This window comes from Paenibacillus sp. CF384 (genome assembly GCF_900106745.1).
Taxonomy (GTDB): Bacteria; Bacillota; Bacilli; order Paenibacillales; family Paenibacillaceae; genus Paenibacillus_Z.
This window is the reverse complement of the sequence record NZ_FNNV01000001.1, coordinates 598,074-616,013: the sequence shown is the minus strand read 5'-3', so window position 1 is coordinate 616,013 and position 17,940 is coordinate 598,074. Positions and strand designations below refer to the sequence as shown.

19 protein-coding genes are annotated in these 17,940 nt (G+C 50.0%); 17 read left to right on the top strand and 2 right to left on the bottom strand.

Features of this window, described 5'->3' with window-relative positions; all coding sequences use genetic code 11:
• The first annotated feature begins 23 nt into the window (after window positions 1-23).
• The 3 genes from BLW29_RS02790 to BLW29_RS02780 all read left to right on the top strand — a co-directional run bounded on the left by BLW29_RS02790 (window position 24) and on the right by BLW29_RS02780 (window position 2,967).
• Complete coding sequence (locus tag BLW29_RS02790; RefSeq protein ID WP_177186461.1) at window positions 24-800, top strand: RNA polymerase sigma factor; 777 nt, start codon at window positions 24-26, stop codon at window positions 798-800.
• Window positions 801-805: 5 nt separating this feature from the next.
• Complete coding sequence (locus BLW29_RS02785) at window positions 806-1,789, top strand: hypothetical protein (RefSeq protein WP_090975981.1); 984 nt, start codon at window positions 806-808, stop codon at window positions 1,787-1,789.
• 950 nt (window positions 1,790-2,739) lie between these two features.
• Window positions 2,740-2,967, top strand: a complete 228-nt coding sequence (locus BLW29_RS02780) for a hypothetical protein (protein WP_090975979.1) — start codon at window positions 2,740-2,742, stop codon at window positions 2,965-2,967.
• Window positions 2,968-2,971: 4 nt separating this feature from the next.
• Here the strand turns inward: BLW29_RS02780 and BLW29_RS02775 are convergent, their stop codons facing one another.
• Both BLW29_RS02775 and BLW29_RS31305 read right to left on the bottom strand, forming a co-directional pair.
• Window positions 2,972-3,724 (bottom strand): SDR family NAD(P)-dependent oxidoreductase, encoded by a 753-nt coding sequence (locus tag BLW29_RS02775; protein WP_090975977.1) that lies wholly within the window; start codon window positions 3,722-3,724, stop codon window positions 2,972-2,974.
• Window positions 3,725-3,877: 153 nt separating this feature from the next.
• The gene (locus BLW29_RS31305; protein ID WP_177186460.1) at window positions 3,878-4,048 is read right to left on the bottom strand and encodes a hypothetical protein; all 171 of its coding nucleotides are present in this window, start codon (window positions 4,046-4,048) and stop codon (window positions 3,878-3,880) included.
• 157 nt (window positions 4,049-4,205) lie between these two features.
• On the opposite strand from BLW29_RS31305, the gene BLW29_RS02770 reads away from it, so the two are divergent.
• The 14 genes from BLW29_RS02770 (at window position 4,206) to BLW29_RS02700 (ending at window position 17,935) form a co-directional block, all read left to right on the top strand.
• Window positions 4,206-4,976 carry a gluconate 2-dehydrogenase subunit 3 family protein gene (locus BLW29_RS02770; RefSeq protein WP_090975975.1) on the top strand — a complete coding sequence of 257 codons (771 nt, stop codon included), beginning with the start codon at window positions 4,206-4,208 and terminating at the stop codon, window positions 4,974-4,976.
• A 12-nt stretch (window positions 4,977-4,988) separates the two neighbouring features.
• Window positions 4,989-6,710, top strand: a complete 1,722-nt coding sequence (locus tag BLW29_RS02765; protein WP_090975973.1) for a GMC family oxidoreductase — start codon at window positions 4,989-4,991, stop codon at window positions 6,708-6,710.
• The gene (gene tatC, locus BLW29_RS02760) at window positions 6,707-7,471 is read left to right on the top strand and encodes a twin-arginine translocase subunit TatC (RefSeq protein ID WP_256208267.1); all 765 of its coding nucleotides are present in this window, start codon (window positions 6,707-6,709) and stop codon (window positions 7,469-7,471) included. Before BLW29_RS02765 ends, tatC begins: the two co-directional genes overlap by 4 nt.
• A gap of 27 nt (window positions 7,472-7,498) precedes the next feature.
• Window positions 7,499-7,696, top strand: coding sequence for a twin-arginine translocase TatA/TatE family subunit (gene tatA / locus BLW29_RS02755; RefSeq protein WP_090975971.1), 198 nt, complete (start codon window positions 7,499-7,501; stop codon window positions 7,694-7,696).
• A gap of 20 nt (window positions 7,697-7,716) precedes the next feature.
• On the top strand, window positions 7,717-8,148 hold the full coding sequence (locus BLW29_RS02750; RefSeq protein WP_090975969.1) for a cupredoxin domain-containing protein: 432 nt from the start codon (window positions 7,717-7,719) through the stop codon (window positions 8,146-8,148).
• A gap of 151 nt (window positions 8,149-8,299) precedes the next feature.
• Window positions 8,300-8,731: a MerR family transcriptional regulator gene (locus BLW29_RS02745; protein ID WP_090975967.1), complete on the top strand. Its 432-nt coding sequence runs from the start codon at window positions 8,300-8,302 to the stop codon at window positions 8,729-8,731.
• A gap of 31 nt (window positions 8,732-8,762) precedes the next feature.
• Complete coding sequence (locus tag BLW29_RS02740; protein WP_090975965.1) at window positions 8,763-10,214, top strand: MFS transporter; 1,452 nt, start codon at window positions 8,763-8,765, stop codon at window positions 10,212-10,214.
• Window positions 10,215-10,234: 20 nt separating this feature from the next.
• Window positions 10,235-11,146, top strand: coding sequence for a DMT family transporter (locus BLW29_RS02735; protein WP_090975962.1), 912 nt, complete (start codon window positions 10,235-10,237; stop codon window positions 11,144-11,146).
• A 577-nt stretch (window positions 11,147-11,723) separates the two neighbouring features.
• Complete coding sequence (locus BLW29_RS02730; RefSeq protein ID WP_090975959.1) at window positions 11,724-12,161, top strand: DUF1761 domain-containing protein; 438 nt, start codon at window positions 11,724-11,726, stop codon at window positions 12,159-12,161.
• Window positions 12,162-12,312: 151 nt separating this feature from the next.
• Window positions 12,313-14,808: a WG repeat-containing protein gene (locus BLW29_RS02725; RefSeq protein ID WP_090975957.1), complete on the top strand. Its 2,496-nt coding sequence runs from the start codon at window positions 12,313-12,315 to the stop codon at window positions 14,806-14,808.
• A 157-nt stretch (window positions 14,809-14,965) separates the two neighbouring features.
• Window positions 14,966-15,175: a cysteine-rich CWC family protein gene (locus BLW29_RS02720; protein ID WP_371264664.1), complete on the top strand. Its 210-nt coding sequence runs from the start codon at window positions 14,966-14,968 to the stop codon at window positions 15,173-15,175.
• Window positions 15,176-15,196: 21 nt separating this feature from the next.
• Entirely contained in the window at window positions 15,197-15,985 is a 789-nt protein-coding gene (locus tag BLW29_RS02715) for a class I SAM-dependent methyltransferase (protein ID WP_090975955.1), read from the top strand.
• A gap of 416 nt (window positions 15,986-16,401) precedes the next feature.
• Entirely contained in the window at window positions 16,402-17,238 is an 837-nt protein-coding gene (locus BLW29_RS02705; RefSeq protein ID WP_177186458.1) for a phytanoyl-CoA dioxygenase family protein, read from the top strand.
• Between the two features lie 73 nt (window positions 17,239-17,311).
• Entirely contained in the window at window positions 17,312-17,935 is a 624-nt protein-coding gene (locus BLW29_RS02700) for a polysaccharide deacetylase family protein (protein ID WP_256208266.1), read from the top strand.
• The last annotated feature ends 5 nt before the right edge of the window (window positions 17,936-17,940 follow it).

Genomic DNA, 17,940 nt, shown 5'->3' with positions numbered 1-17,940 from the left:
GGTCGACGAAAGGAGGCAGCGTATTGTTGGTTTCTAATCATGCTGAACAAGAGCGCAAGGAAGAGAAAGTACCGATAGGGGAAGCGGAACTGGTAGCTCTGGCGAGAACAGGTGACCCGGATGCTTTCGGGGAGCTTGTCCGTAGGAGCCGAGCCAAAGCCTTTCATCTGGCCTACTCCTTAACGCAAGATCATCATCTTGCGGAGGATGTCGTGCAGGAAGCGCTCGTGCGGGCATTTCTTCATCTGGGATCGCTCGTGGACAGCAGCCGATTCGCTCCGTGGCTCAAGACCATTGTGCGAAATGAAGCCAACATGAAGCTGCGCCGAGGAGGGCCACACCGTAGGGAGCGGCCTTTCACCAGCTGGAGCAGCAAGGAGATTGCTGCAGTTGAAGGTGCGAATGCTGCCTTCGACGATCCATATAACATGGATCATGTGCTGTTCCGCCTAGGTAAACTTGCTCTTGATGAAGCGAAGCAAGCGACTGATCCCTCGGCTGCCCTTCTGCGCAAAGATTTGGTCGATGGCATCCGCGGCATGATGTATTGCTTGACCAGTCGGGAGAAGCGAATCTTCGAAGCGTATTTCTTCGATCAGCTGTCGCCGCAGCATATCGCTTCCTTGATGGACACGGCAGTCGCTAATGTGTACAACAGCATTTCGAGATCACGGCAGAAGCTGCAGCAGGAGCGAATTCGTACGCAAATCAGCATGTACATCGAGGGACGCAAGAAGACAGGGAAACCGGCAGTAAAGCTGCTCGCTCCACCGCAGTACAAAATCACATGGAAGGAATGATGACAATGGAAATGATCGCGACAACCGATTGCAGCTGGAGCCATAATACGGATACGGCAGCGCTGCACAGCATGATTCAGTATACGGAGCTTAAAGGAATGTCTTTGGTGGATGTGATGGGGTACACCGCACAGGCGTTTAAGATCATTATCGATCCGGAGGCCGTGGAAGTGGGGAGCTATTCTCACTTTGATTGGAAGCTGCACCATGAAGAAGCGCTTCATAATCTCGGATTTTCGGTTCAATACGCAGGGAAGCAAACAAACATCCCGCCAACACCTGAAGAGCTCGAGGAAGGGATTGCGCTTGTGCAGCAAGCGATCGACCGCGGAGTTCCCGCGTTAAGCTGGGATCTCTTCATACCGGAGTGGGGCGTCATTTACGGGTATGACGATAATCGTCGTGTATTCCAGTGCAGAGATGTGCGTCAAGATGGCGAATTGCCATATGAGAAACTGGGGCGAGGCGAAGTAACGGAGCTGTATGTGCTGGGAATTACGGGGTATCAGCCAGTCGATCGGAGATCCATGTTGAAAGGAGCGCTTGAGCTGGCACTTCGGCATGCAAAGGAGGTTCTTCCCGGACTAGAACGATCGATTCATCGCAACGGAATTGCAGCCTATGACGCGTGGATTAAAGCGTTCACGAACCGTACGGTGGAATCATTCGGCAACAGCGTTAATGCTGTTAAAGTTTGGGATGCCCGCGAATTTGCCGTAAAGTTTCTGGATGATGTGGTGGCAAATTGGCCGGAGGAGAAGGACAGGGACTCGTCGCAGCTGCGTGAGCTCGCTTCTGAAGCTGCCACCCATTACCGGATCGTGGCAGACCGTCTTGGCGCATTGGTAAGTCTGTTCCCGTTCCCGCAAGGAGGCGAGCCGAATCAAGAGGCGAGTGCTACTCGTGCGATTCAGCTGCTGCAAGAAGCCAAAGCCGCGGAGATTCAAGGAGTTCGAGTTCTGGAGCAAATGCTGGAGGCATTGAGCTGAATAGGTATTAGGTAGAGAGCGGTATATTCGCTCTCTTTTTGATGAGAGTCGGGAAACCGTCTCTCAGCGAACAAACTAACCTCAAAAACCCCGTGCCGGATGGTGAGAGTCGGAAAAACCTACTCTCATAGCCAAAACCACCGAAAAAATAAGCTGAGAGTCGAGAAATCGAACTCTCAGCGAACAAACTAACTTCAAAGACTCCGTGCCCGATGGTGAGAGTCGGAAAAACCTACTATCACAGCACAAACCACCGAAAAAATAAGCTGAGAGTCGGAAAATCCGTCTCTCAGCAATCAAACTAACCTCAAAGACCCCGTGCCGGATAGTGAGAGTCGGAAAAACCTACTCTCACAGTCAAAACCACCGATAAAATAAGCTGAGAGTCGGAATATCCGTCTCTCAGCAATCAAACTAACCTCAAAGCCCCCGTGCCGGATGGTGAGAGTCGGAAAAACCTACTCTCACTGCCAAAACCACCGATAAAATAAGCTGAGAGTCGGTAAATCCGTCTCTCAGCGAACAAACTAACCTCATCCCGTCCGTGGTTAGAAGGCGTTAGCGATATATCCGCTTAAGCTGCAAGATTTGAGTTAGTTTAGAGGCGATAAGCGGCATATCCTCTTACAGCCTAGAAAAAAGCGAGGTTTGAGCGGTTTTGCGGTTGGACAGAGGTTCGTTAGCGATATATCCGCTTAAGCTGCCAGATCTGAGTTAGTTTAGAGGCGATAAGCGGCATATCCTCTTACAACCTGCATAATGAGACTAGTGCCAAAAAAGAAGCTCAGTAGAGGCTGAGCCTCTAACGAGCTTTACTTACGGCTTATCCGCGAAATCAGCCTATCCGCTATTTGCCGGACTAAATATGGATTATTTTCCCATAAATTCGATGATCGAACCTCTCTTACGCCTCATATAGTAGCTATATAAGCAACTAAGGAGAGTGCGGTATGGAGGAAATTTGGGATGGGCTGCTCGAAGTGCTGGCGGGCATCGGCGTGTTGTTTTTCATCTTGAGTTCGTGGTTCTGGTTTGCGATTGGAGGCGTAAGCTGGATTCTGTACGCAGTGTTTGTTCATGGCGATACCATGCACTATATTTGTCTGGGTATCACAGCCTGGTGGCTTATTACGCTATGTATCTCCAGTGAGACCAAAGATGGACTGTGGGGCGGATAGTGCTCTATTCGAGATAGATCATTTTGCGCGTCATCCCGCCATCGATCACTAGATTGGTTCCCGTAACGAAGTCATTTCGAGAATCTGTCAGATACAGACAGGCTCTGGCAATATCATCGGGTTTGCCTACCCGATGAGACGGGTGCTGGTGATGCTCCTCTGGCCGAAGCTTGGTGTAATCGCCTGTCTCGATCCAGCCAGGACTGATCGCGTTTACACGTATCCGATCCTGCCCAAGTGAGACCGCCAGCGCATGCGTAAGCGAGAGAATCCCGCCTTTGGACGCGGCATATGCTTCCGAATTCGGCTCGGACATGGTTGCTCGCGTAGATGAGATATTTACGATTGCTCCGCCGCTGCCTCCGGTTTTCATGATCTTGGCCGCTTCGCGAGCACATACAAATGTACCGCGCAGGTTCGTATTAATGACGCGGTCCCATTCCTCGATCGTAAGATCATAGACAGATTTCCAAATGCCGAAACCGGCATTGTTAATGAGAACATCGAGCCTTCCCACACTCTTCGCCAACTCTTCGAAGCAGGCTTCGATGGAGGCGGGGTCACTTAAATCAAGTACACGGCTTATTGGCCGATCAAATCCTTCCGCAATGATAAGCTCCGCCGTGCCTTCCAGCGACTCCGCATTCTTATCCACGATGATGACTGTTGCGGCTTCCCGCGCATAGGCAACCGCCACATTTCTGCCAATCCCATTCCCCGCGCCGGTGACGAGCACAACTTGGTTCTGAGCACTCAAACGGATCCACTCCCATTCTGTTCTTGTCATGCTACTGTATACGATAATTAGGTTGTGTTGTCAAACACAATGCTCCTAAACCTAACAATAGGCTGTCCCAAAAAGCGCGGAATGCGACTTTTTGGAGACAGCCTTCTTCGCGTAGCATAAACCTCACTTCATATATTTCTGCAGAAAGGTCAACGGAGAGTAAGAATTATCGACTTCAGACAAACCATACAGCTCACTCCAATTGTAAATGACAAGAAAAGGAAGCAGCCCAATTGCCAGAACAGCAATCAAGAAACCGAACAGCAACACCCGTAATGCTTTTGCGGCATTCATTGCTTTTCATCTCCAATCGTGAAGTCGTGATAACTCGCTCCTTATTACCATATGCCGCCCAATCGCGTAATCGGCACTTTTCTAAATAATTGGATGTTAATTCATGTTGTGGAAAATACTAAGCCTACTGAACTCAAGTGAATAAGAAGGAGAGATCATGATGGCAACGGATTCGAAACAGCCACAAGATGAATCCAGGCGAAGGTTTCTTAAATACTCCGGTACCGCACTGGGAGGAGTTGTCCTAGGCGGTGTAATCGGCGGATTAATCGGCTCCAACACGAAACAAACAACGAAGGACGAGGAGCCAGCTGAACCCGCACCGACGGTGACCGAAACGAAAGACTACAATCAAGCGTTGATGTTCTTCTCGCAAGATCAGTTTCTGACTGCGGAAGCTGCGGCTGAACGGATATTCCCGAAGGACGATCTTGGACCGGGAGCCAAGGAGTTAGGCGCCGCCTTCTTCATTGACCACCAAATGGCAAGTTCTTTCGGAACCAACTCCCGAGATTACATGTCGCCGCCGTTCTACAAAGCGGAAGCCTCGCAAGGCTATCAGCTTACCTTCAAGCGCAAGGAGCTGATGGCACTTGGTCTCGATTCGCTCAATTTGCACAGCAACTCGAAGTACCAGAAGCAGTTCGTGGACATCACCCCTGAAGAACAAGATGCGGTTCTGACCGCTTTTGAGAAAGATGACGTGCATTTGAAAGGGGTTCCGGCTTCAACCTTCTTCTCGATGTTTCAGAATCTGACGATCGAAGGCGTCTATTCGGATCCGCTCTACGGAGGCAACAAGAACATGCAAGGATGGAAGATGAGAAATTATCCGGGCAACCAAATGAGCTATTCCAAGGAGATCGAGAAGGAAGATTTCGTCAAAATGGAACCGCTTAGTCTGGCTGATCATCTCGATATAGGGTAGGAGTGATGAAATATGGCGACTAAACTTCCGAAAGTACCTGTCGTAATCGTCGGAATGGGCTGGGTTGGCGGCATTATCGCCGCGGAATTGGCGAAAGCCGGCATTCAAGTGGTCGGGCTGGAGAGAGGGAAGGGGCGGGGGACGCAGGATTATTTTCACGTCCACGATGAGCTTCGATACGCCGCTCGCTACGAGCTGATGCAGGATTTGTCCAAAGAAACGGTGACCTTCCGAAACACCTACAAAATGCGTGCCTTACCGATGCGCACATACGGATCTTTCCTGCTTGGTGACGGACTTGGCGGGGCAGGCGTGCACTGGAATGGCCAGTATTATCGGTTTCTGCCGTATGATTTTGAAATCTACAGCAAGACGGTCGAGCGATATGGGAAGAAGAAGATTCCCGTGGGGATGACGATCCGCGACTGGGGCATTACATACGACCAGCTAGAGCCGTATTACGTGATGTACGAGCAAATGTCAGGGATATCGGGGGAGAAAACGACACCGCCGAATGTCGGTGCGATGTCCAAGCCGTTTGCAACGGAACCAATGAAGAAAACACCGGGGATGAAGTTGTTTGAGGAAGCGGCCAGTAAGCTTGGCTACCATCCTTACGTTATTCCTTCGGCAAACTTAACGGAAGTGTATAAGAACCCGGACGGTATTCAGCGCGCGGCCTGCCAATACTGCGGCTATTGCGAACGATTCGGCTGTGAATACGGAGCGAAGGCGGATCCTGTCGTCACCGTTCTTCCCGTCGCTCAGGCATCGGGAAAGTTCGAGCTTCGCACGCACTCCAATGTGACTTCGATCCTGCACAGCGGTTCGAAGGCAACAGGTGTCACCTACATCAACACGCCAACCGGGGAAGAGTATATTCAACCGGCGGATGTTGTGATTTTGGCCAGCTATGTGTTCTCGAACGTGCGTTTGCTGCTCATGTCCAAGCTTGGTACGCCGTACAATCCGGACTCTGAAACAGGTGCAGTCGGCCGCAACTATGCGTATCAAGTCAACGGTGCGAGCACAAGCGCATTCTATGAAGACCGAGAATTTAATCTGGCGATGGGCGCCGGGGCGCTCGGCAGCAGCTTGGACGACTTTAACGGCGACAATTTCGATCACAGCGATTTGAAATTTCTGCATGGGGCCAATATTCGGTTTACGCAAACAGGACTGCGACCGATTCAATACCAGCCGGTTCCGGCCGGCACACCAAAGTGGGGTGCAGAGTTTAAGAAGGCGACTATTCACAACGCGAACCGAATCTTATCCGTCACGGGTCAAGGGGCGAGCATGCCGAACCGTTATCACTTTCTCGATTTGGATCCGGAATACAAGGATGCGCTTGGACAGCCGCTGCTCCGCATGACGTTTGATTTTGAAGAACAAGACCGGGAGCTTGTTAAATTCATTGCGCAGAAGACAAAAGGAATCGCCGATGGCATGAGTGCCACCAAAGTGGAGATGCATGATGCGCTTAAGCAGTACAACATCGTTCCGTACCAATCCACTCATAATACAGGTGGGACGATTATGGGAAGTGATCCGAAGACATCGGTAGTGAACAACTATTTGCAAATGTGGGATGCCGAAAATGTGTTTATCTGCGGGGCTTCCAACTTCGCGCATAACAGCGGCTATAATCCTACGGCAACGGTTGGCGCATTTGCTTATCGGGCTGCGGAAGGGGTCCAAACCTATCTTAAGAAAGGAGGACCTCTTGTGTGAGCAGCGGTAAAGGCCAGGCGAAGGAGCTGCTGGACCGTGATTTGATCGTTCACTTGTCGGAGCTGCGCAAACGTCTGATCTATGTTGGATTATGGTTTCTGGTCGCTTTTGCAGCCGGGTTATTCGAATCACCGCGCATTATCCGGTTCATCAAGTCGCATCTAGGCGGCATTCAAGTGGAATGGAGCGTTTTTGCCTTATCGGATGGGCTCGTTGTGTACATGAAATGTGCGCTTCTGATTGGGATTACGATTACGCTTCCGTTCCTGATGTATCATTTCTGGGCTTTTGCGAAACCCGGAATGACGGAATCCGAAGCCAGAGGCACGCTGATCTATGTCCCGATGTCAGTTCTGCTCTTCCTATTAGGCGGTTCGTTCGGGTATCTGGTCGCGCTGCCGATGATGATTCGGTTCATGATCAAGCTCAATCAATCCATGGGAGCCGCCGAAGTGTATGGCATTCAGCATTACATGTCGTTCCTGATCAGCTTTCTGCTGCCGATGGGAATCGCTTTTGAAATGCCGCTCGTGATGACGTTTCTAACCCGAATCGGACTGCTGACACCGGAGAAAATGAAACCCGTTCGCAAATATGCGTACGTCAGTTTAGCAGTGCTGGGTTCACTGATATCACCGCCGGATTTCGTATCTCATCTGTCTGTCACGGTGCCTCTCATTCTTCTGTTTGAGATCAGCGCGCTGGGTTGCTCGATCTACTACAGACGGAGGCTGAAGATTGCGATGCAGCCGGCGCAGTAAAACAACTTAACAATTGGAGGTGCTTCTATGTTTAACAATATTGGTATATCGGGGCTGATTATTATTTTCGCCATTGCGTTAATCGTGTTTGGCCCTGCTAAGCTTCCGCAGCTTGGACGAGCGTTCGGGGATACACTGCGCGAATTCCGCAATTCCACCAAAGGAATTGTCGACGATACCCCTGATGAGAAGACGAACATTATCGAGATCGAATCCAAGCGTTAACCTATAAGGAGGAAGCTACAATGAAACTAAGATTACTGGTTATCACAGCAGTATTGGCGATGGCGGCGTTCGGTCTGGCAGGCTGCGGTGGGAAGGATAACGACAACACGGGGAATAACACGAATAACGGAGCAAATTCCGGGAACAACACGGGTACTAATACGGGGTCGAACAACAGCAGCGGCGGCGGCAAGACGATTACGGTGAAAGCCTCCAATTTCAAATTCGATCAAGAGGAAATTCATGTGAAGCAGGGAGACAAAGTGAAAATCACTTTGCAGGACGAGGAAGGCGTACATGGTTTTGCGATTGATGATTTCAAAGTCGATATCCAAGAAAATAACGGGACTGCGGAGTTTACGGCTGATAAAGCCGGCGAGCATCCGTTTCATTGCTCGATTATGTGCGGCTCGGGACATGCGAAGATGGTTGGGAAGTTGATTGTAGATTAAATTAAAGTGATTCTTGTTAGAAGAAGCTGCCGGGAACGGCAGCTTTTTTGATTTTCAGCGCCGATCGTGGATTGACGATTTCAAGTTTCTTGGGATAACATTACGTTAACGTAAGTTATCTGGGAAGAGAAGGGAGAACGCCGAATTCTGCATGGAAGGAAACCTGAAATTTACGATGGAAGACATCACTGAGCGACTAGGCATTACAGCCAGAACGCTTCATTATTACGAGGAAATTGGATTGCTTCCTACGGTAAGCCGAACGGAGGGCAGGCACCGGGTTTACGATGAGGAGATGGTGCTGCGCATTCAACTCATTCTGAGATTGAAGGAAGTGCTTGGTGCATCGCTGCAAGAAATACGCGATATTCTGCAAGCGGAAGCTGACCTTGATCGTCTTCGAGCAACGTTCTACGGGGAGTCGCTTTCGGAGGACGAACGAGAGAATGTGCTGGATGAAGCGACGGACCGGCTCCGGGACATTATCCGACACATCGAGGAGCGGATGGAGAAGCTGCAGCAGTTAAAGCAAGGATTTGCAGAACGTCTCGATCGCGCGACTTCCTTGAAGCATCGCTCTTGAGCGGCGCCTGCGGATGGAGTGAAAGGGGAGAATGAACGTGGATGCTTCGCGAAAATGGTGGATTTTATCCGTAACGAGCCTTGGTTCCTTGTTGTCTGCACTTAACTTCAGCACACTTATTATTGCGCTGCCGGATCTGCTTACAGGCTTACAAGCAACGCTTATGCAAGCCATGTGGGTGATGCTCTCGTATATGGTAGCTCAGACGGTTATGGTGCTTATGGCCGGCTCACTTGCGGATCGGTTCGGAAGGAAACGGATTTATATTGCGGGGATGCTGCTGTTTACTGTCGTATCGCTGATCTCTGGGTTCGCCGAGCATGCGCCGCTGCTTATCGTGTTTCGGATCTTACAGGGCATCGGCGGCGCGATGGTGATGGCCAACAGCACGGCGATTGTCGCTGACGCTTTTCCGAAGGAAGAGCTGGGCAAAGCACTCGGCATTAACATTATGGTCATCGCGGTTGGGCAAATTATCGGTCCCGTTCTAGGCGGCTGGCTGACGACTGCTTTTGGCTGGGAGTGGACCTTCTGGTTTAACGTTCCTTTCGGCGTCATTGGCGTCATCTGGGGGCTGGCGGTCATGGGGATCAAGGATGATAAAATTGCCGCTCCTAAAGCAGGTGGATTTGACATCGGCGGGGTGGTCACGTATGTCGTTTCAGTTACCGCCTTGTTGATTGCTTTGACATGGGGTCCGATTCAAAGCTGGACGTCGCCGGTCGTTTGGATATCGGGACTATTCTTTATCGTACTCTTTCCACTATTCCTGCGGTTCGAACGGAGACATCCAAACGCGCTGCTGCATTTGCCATTGTTCACGAACAAAATATTCTCATTCGGCATCATATCCGCTACACTAAACGCCATTGCGCGGATGGCAGTCATGTTCATGCTTATCTTCTACTTCCAAGGGGCACTGGAGAAGGATGCGCTGGTGGCCGGCATCATGACGATTCCGCTTGCGGCAGGCATGCTCGTCGTATCGCCGCTTGCAGGCAGCCTTGGCGACAAATATGGGGAAACAACGCCTGCCACTGTAGGCTTGTTCCTTAGCATTATCGGCTTGGCAGGACTTGCGCTTGATACGAATCTGGCGACGCCGTTCTGGCATTTAGCGCTTTATATGACAATCATTAGCATCGGCTCGGGGTTGTTTAATTCGCCGAATTCCAGCAGTATTATGAATGCGGCCGGTGCCAAATATCGCGGCGAAGCCTCCGGGATTCGCTCCCTCACGACGAACATGGGAATGATGCTCAGCATTGCGTTCTCGATGCCGATCGTCACGCATAGCATTCCACATGAAGCGATGCTTGCGATATTCTCGGGCACACAGGTGGGTATGAACGGTGCAGAATCCTCTTTGAATGGATTTATCAGCGGACTGCATGCCGTATACTGGCTCATGGCGGCGCTGATGGCGCTTGCTGCGTTCATGTCTCATCTGCGCGCGAACAAACGAATGACTAATCATGGATAAGTAGGGAGACTTTCATTGAAATGCCGGATCGAACGATTTTATTAAAGCTATGGGGTGTTTCGTTGTTATGGGGCGGCAACTATGTTGCCAGTGCCTATATGCTGCGGGAGTTTTCGCCGATATACCTGTCCTTCGCAAGACTCGTCGTCATGTCGCTGTTCTTAATTAGTGTTGCTATGATTCGCCACTCCATGAGGAAGCCTAGTCGAAGAGAGATCGGTTTGCTGTTATTGGCGGGAATATCCGGCACGTTGATTAATCAGTTGTTTTATTTTACCGGTCTGCAGCATTCCACGGCAGGCAATGCTGCCCTCATTATTGCGTTGTCGCCCATTGCGACGACACTGCTGTCGCGGATCTTCCTGAAAGAAGAGATTACGCTGGTGAAAGTAACCGGTGCGATGGTAGCGCTTGTCGGCGTCGTTTGCATCGTGCTCTACGGCGGTAAGGAGCTTGGTATCTCCAAAGGTGATGTGTACCTGTTGATGGCCATGCTCGGAATGTCGGTGAGTTTGCTGTTCATTCGTAAGCTGACTGTCTCCATGTCGTCCTATGAGGTGACGATTTACTCCACGGTCATTGGTACGATTCTGATGTCTCCGGCCGTTGGCGTTGAGGCATGGAACGGTCAATTGCATGGGAGCCATCATTGGCTGGTGTGGCTGCTCCTGATTACAGTTGCAGTTATCGGGCAAGGACTGGCTGGCTTCTGGTGGAACCAAGGGATTGCGGTTGTCGGACCTTCGACTAGCGCCATGTTCATGAACATTCCGCCATTCGTCGCCATAATCGTGAGCTTCTTTGTTCTAGGAGATCCAATCAAAGCCGCACAGATTGGCGGAGGTATTCTGATCTTAGCCGGTGTCGCCATCACCAACATGAAGCGCCGTCAGCCGCAGGTGAGAACGGCCGGCGTTGATGTGAACGGGTAGTTGGGGAAATGAGGGGATGAAGTAGTCGGCAGCCTCAGCAGAAGGCAACTTCAGCAGGAAGGCTACCTCAGCAGAACGGCAGTCCGCCGCGCACTTGGAGCTGAGAGTTCCATATTGGAACTTTCAGCGCGTGTGTCTGGCGAATTTGCTGCTGAGAGTTCGATTTTCGGACTCCCAGTCTCTGCCGGACGGCAGCTAACCGTGTTTTTGGTGCTGAGAGTCGGATTTTCCGACTCTCAGCACCTTTTTTATGAAGTTTTCCGATTGAGAGTCGGGTTTTCCTACTCTCGAGGCACGATCATGGTGGTGGTGGGTGATTTTGGACACTGAGAGTCGGATTTACCGACTCTCAGTGTCTTTTTTATGTAGTTTTCCGATTGAGAGTCGGGATTTCCTACTCTCGAGGCACGATCATGGTGGTGGTGTGCGACTGTGGCGGGCGACTATGGCAGAGTCCTTCGATTGTGAGCGTGAGAGGATTGACAGGAAACCAAATGGTTGTATATAATCGGAAACGTAAAGCGAAACCAAATGGTTTCGTATTTATCCAACAATCAAACAAAGCGAGGGAAACGGCATGTTGTTTAGCGACATTAATTATTGGGCTGTAGTAGTTACTGGAGTACTATCTTTGGCATTGGGGTTTCTATGGATGGCGGTCATTTGGAAGAAGCCGTATCAGCGGGATATGTACCCGAACGTTACAACTCAGCCTAGCAACGCTGCTAAGATGCAGTCCTTTATCATCTATATTGTTATTTCGTTCGTGACCTCGATCGTTTACGCAGTTTGCTTACAGCTGTGGCAAGCCGGTGGACAAGCATTCGATTATGACGGTGATTCTTTTGCCGGTGCATTCTGGTTCACGATGCTGCTGGCGGCAGGCTATACGTTACCGTTCACCATTGGCAAGAAAGTATGGCAATTCAAGAGCTGGCTCGTTGTAGCTGTCGATACGTCCTATGAAGTCGTTCGTTTTGCGATGCTGCTGCTCATCTTCTGGTATTGGAATTAATCCTTATAAGCAAATACCCGGTGAATGAGCGGTCAAGCTCGCACCGGGTATTTTTTCAATTCGCAATGGAATAATTACACCGTGAAAGGCATATCTGACAATGCTCCGCATACGATTAGGCGAAGAATGCGAGGAGAGGGATGATGCTGACATGGCCGCGAACGAACAGCAGCTGTCGCAAATCGCAATGGCAAATTTGCCGAGTGGTGCGGAGCTGATGTTACTCAACCAGTCTGCCGCGAATGCGGCGGTTTGTGCAGCTGATTTAAACGGAGACCGATTGCCAGAGGTTGCTGCAGTATACCGGCTTCGCAACCAGCTTCATTTGGTGGTGTTGCAGCAAAAGAACGGGGTATGGGAAAGAGCAGCCGATATCAAAGGACATGGCCACGGTGTGGCGCAGTTGATAGTGATGCCGGTGCTGCGAGCAGGTCAGAACAATCTTATCGTAGGCTGGCAGATCAACGCACAGTGGTCGAAGCTGTCTGTTTATGAGTGGAGCAAGGATGGGCTAAGAGATGTTGCTCCGTCTGGCATGAGTTACAGTTACATGGAAGCGATGGATATGCCGAGCAAACAAGGTCAAGACGGCAAGGCAGAGCTTGCGATCTGGATGCAAAGCAGCGGCGAATCCTACCACATTGACGTTCTACGTTGGCAGGAAGGAAGCTTTGTACCTGCGCATGATGTGTACAGCTATTATTTTCCACATGTGGTCAAATACTATGAGCGCCTCGTGTGGCGGTATCCGCAATATCCGCTGTATTGGTATCATCTCGCTGATGCCCAACATCGCTCCGGACGTGCTGAGCCGGCGTTGGTGTCGGTGCATCAAGCACTTGCTTTTGCTCAACCGACTCGGGATACGCTTCTTGAACTGGAACAGTCGATCCGGGATGTGCTGGAGCCTGGAGGTGCATCTCGAGCCGTGGGATTGTTTCCTGCGTCGCTGAAGACGGTTAAGGGCATGAGATGGGGCTACATCGACAATCGGGGCAGGATGGCGGTAGACCCCAGGTTTGATGATGCCGGTGACTTTCAAGAAAACGGATTGGCAGTCGTCTCCGAGAAAGGGAAATATGGCATCATTAACGCATCCGCTCAGTTCATCGTTCCACCCATTTACGATTCTATTGGTACATTCTCAGAGCAGCGCGCCTCTGTAATTGACAGCCAAGGGTTTAAGCTGATCAATGAAAACGGCACGGTGTTGACGAAGAAGGCCTATCCATTTATCGCAGATATGCATAACGGAAGAGCGGTTTTCTATGACACGCTTCCCGGTGCTTCCGGTGAGAGTACGATCAAATATGGCTATCTGGACGCGCAGGGCAATGTTGTGATTCCGGCTCAATTCGAGGAAGCCAATGATTTTCAAGGAAATAAGGCACTCGTCAAGGTAAAGGACAATGAATATGCATTAATCGGTCTCGATGGCCGGCGGCTCCATACTTACAAGTATGCGAGTGTCGGACCGCTAGGGGATGGTTTGCTATCCTTCCAGCGCGAGCTTGCGGGTAAAACCGGCTATATGGATGAGACCGGGAATATCGTAATTCAGCCTACCTTTTATTCCGCCTTTCCATTCGAGGATGGCCGTGCGATCGTGAACACCTCCGATGATTTCAGGTCAAAATACGGGGTCATTAATAAGCAAGGTGCATTTATCATAAAAGCAGCGTATAACGACATCCGAAGCTTAGGAAGCCGGCGGTTTGCAGTTGGTAATGCGATCGATCCCCAGCAGCCTTTTATCGGTTCGATTTATGCGATTGCAGATTGGGACGGTAAGCTGTTAACGGACTTCAAGTACCGTGATGTCGCCGATTTCAAGGATGGCTTGGCTTCCGCATCGGATGTGAAGCAGACCTTCTTTATCGATCTCACCGGCCAACTGGCTGCAGGTTATCCGCGCGTTAACGGCAGCGGTACGCTCACTCTGGAAGAAGGCGGGTTGATCAAGGCATATGTCGATCAGCGGCTGTCCTATCTGGATCGCACCGGTCGAATCGTTTGGCAGCAAAATACGATTATTCCCCTGAAAGAGCCTTACTTCGTCAAGGAGGAGAAGTATAAACCGAATCGAGATTATCTGGTTTATTATCCGCAGGTGGAAGGGATAGCTGACCAAGCTGCGAAGCACAAGGTTAATGCGAAGTTGAGGGAGCTGTCTCAAGTAAAGCCGATTCCCGAGAATCAGAAGCTGGATTATTCGTACTCCGGCGATTTCGATGTCTCCTTCTACAAGCAGCAGCTGCTTCAGCTTGAGCTGACCGGCTATCATTTTCCGTTCGGAGCTGCTCATGGGATGCCAACTAAGAAGTACGCCATTATTGATCTAACGACAGGCCAAATGTTCGCGCTCAAGGATTTGTTTAAGCCGGGCAGCAACTATGTGAAAGAGCTTAGCGAGATTATCGGTAAGCAAATCAAGAATGATCCGCAATATTCGTACGTGTTTCCGAATACCTATAACGGCATTCGACCGGATCAGCCGTTCTTCGTCTCCGAGAACGCCCTCCATATTTATTTCGAACCGTATGAAATTGCACCGTATGCGGCGGGATTCCCAACGTTCACGATTCCTTTTGCCCAAATTAGATCGATTCTGGACACGAACGGAGCGTTTTGGAAGTCGTTTCATTGATCGGGTTGATGCTTGCTGGAAGAGCCGTGATTTCTTCGCGGCTTTTTTCTTTGTGTAGAAGGAGGTTCGATTCGGTAAATGGAATGTATATAGTTCGTGTAAGAGAGGGTACTCTGTGATCGGCATGCAGTGTAAGTACGAATAGGATAGGTGATCGATGATGAAGGATGATGGAAAAGCAGCGAACGAATGTCCCATCTGTCGCAAGCGTAATAATTGTGAAGGAAACCATGCCTGTTGGTGCAGCAGCGAAGAGTTTCCAGAAGGGATATTTGAGCTGGTGCCGGCGGAACAGCTGAATAAATCATGTATTTGTATGGAGTGTCTGAACAAGTTTAAAAGGAGCAATGCGGATTCGGAGAAATAGTCGTTGGGAGGCGAAATCACAATGTTTCCAGAGATTACGAAACATCCGGATTATTTAAGTCCGCAATCGTTCGCATGGTGTAAAGAACTGGCAGCAAGGTCAGGTAAATATGAGTTTACATGGAACGGCGTAGTTGACGGCACGCCTGGGGAAACTGTGCTGACGGACAAGCTTGCGGCTGTTATGGGCGGAAAAGTGCTCGATGTTGGATGCGGTCATGGGGAGTATACCAATCGTTGGGCGGCTTATGTTGAAGAGATTGTAGGTCTAGATGTAACGGAGGGATTTCTGGAGACGGCGAATCTCCATCGGAAACCGAATGTCCGTTATGTTCAAGGTGATACGCATCATTCATTGCCATTTGGCGATGATGCGTTTGATGTGGCTTACACGAAGAAAGGTCCAGGCAGCTGGTATAAAGAGGGGAACAGAGTCGTTCGTCCGGGCGGTAAAGTGATCTTCTATCATCCGGGTGACGGGAATGGAGAGGGAGGGGAGCTTGGATTGTGTTTTCCGGGAATCTTCCAGCCACCGACGCTGGGTACGCCGATCTTGGATAGAGTGCAGGAACGATTGGAATCGAGTGGACTTGTTGACATTCATATGTCGCGGATCAGAGAATCGGTCTGGATTCCATCAGTAGAAGATGTGCTGAACATGCTGTGTTTCGGCCAGCGAGAGCGTTATTCCCACTATGTGCGGGAAACTTGTTATGCGGGTATCGTATCTCAATTTGAGAAACATGCCACTACGCAAGGAATCCGTACGACCGGATTTTATTATTTGATCGAAGCTGCTGCTTCGGGCTAGGTGTCGGGCATTCTCAACGTATAAGCGGCTGTCGAAGTTGAATGAATTCCCTTCATAGCGACACCACGCACTAATATTCCTGCACACGAATCCGAAGATAGGTTGATGAGAGTCAAAGAAGATGATTGCGCTTTGCAGCGAAATCTTGCAATTCAGTATGAGATGCAGCATTACAGCCATACTAATTCAGAGCTCTCCGAGCACTCATGCACGAAGCTGACGGGGCGCCAGTTCAAGCTGTATACATCGTTTCAATGCCTTCTTATAGAGAATCCCAAGAATTTCATCCGGGCATTATCTTGCAATGTGATGCATCAATCGGAAGATAAGTTTAGTATTTCGGAATCAAAAATGATATTTTAGAAAAGAAACTAGCAGTCTACTCGATCGACATCCATTACGTGAGGTGAATCATTGTGAAAGTTAGTCAACATGAAATCGATACTCTAACGCTAAGTGAAGAGAATATTCAACTTGCCGAAAACCTGATCCGCGTTAACGGATATGTAATCCTAGAAGGCGTCCTGCCGAAGGAGAAAGTCGCTGAACTTAAGAAAGCGTTCACAGACGCGATGAACTGGTTCATCGATAAACACGGTAAAGAGATTTATTTGAATAAAACGGGCTTTAACGAAGGCACGAACCACTTGGGTATTTTCCTTCCGTTCGAAGCGCCATTCAACGATTCCCTGGTTATTGAGCATCCTTTTGCGCTTGCCATTATGGATCGTATTCTAGGCAAAGACTACTCGGTTACGCTGTTCTCTTCCAACACGTCGCTGCCAGGCGGTCAGAAATCGCAGCCGGTTCACCCGGATTACGGCGCTCGTTTCGGCGATTTGTGCACGACGCACCTGCCGATCACGGATCTTGTGTTCAACATTCCGCTCGTCGATGTTCACGACGGCAACGGACCAATGGAAATTTGGCCGGGCGGCACGCATTTGCTGCCGGATAACTACTACGGTCCAAACGGCCCGGATCCTGAGAAATTGGCACCGCATATGCATTCGATGAAAGTCCATATGCCTGCTGGCTCCATCCTGCTTCGCGATGTACGTATGTGGCACCGTGGAACACCTAACCGCGGTAACGAAATTCGTCCGAACCTTGCTCTTATCTACAGTGCAAGCCACCGCGATAACCGCGTTCAGATCCCGCAAGAAACGTACGAGCAAATGTCGGATCGTGCCAAGCACCTGTTCCGCTGGCAGAAGATCGGCTTCCCGGCTATCGAGCCAACTCACGAATAATTTGAAGAAGGACTACAGAATCGTTATGATTTTTGTAGTCTTTTTTTTGAATTCCAATAAGGGGGAGATCAAGTTGAAAGCTGCACGTATCTACAATGAAGTAACAACTTCGGACAAGTTAATCGCAATCACATTCGATGATGGGCCGAATCCGGAATGGACGCCGCAATTCCTCCAAGTATTCAAGGAGCATGGTGCAAAAGCAACCTTCTACGTACAAGGGTCGAATATGGAGAAATTTCCAGATGTCGCACAACGAATGGACGCGGAAGGGCATGAGTTCGGCAATCACAGCTTCACTCATCCGCATATGGCAAGTTTGAGCAAAGAGGAGCAGTCGGAGGAGCTTCGTCGCGCTGAACAGATCATTATCGACGTGATTGGCAAACGTCCGACGACGTTTCGGCCGCCCTATCTGGAATATAACGACGACCTGATCGCCGTATGCGAGCAATTCAACTATCCCATCATTCACGCGACGAATCTCGATACCCGTGACTGGGATATGCCGGGAACGGATCACATCGTCAAGGTGTCACGCGCTGAGATACGAGAGGGAAGTATTCTCTTATTCCATGATGGATTCGGAGATCGATCGCAATCTCTTGCGGCCATTCAAATCCTCGTACCGGAGCTAATCGAACAAGGGTACAAACTTGTTACGATTAGTGAACTACTTGCTGCAGAGATCAAATAACCATT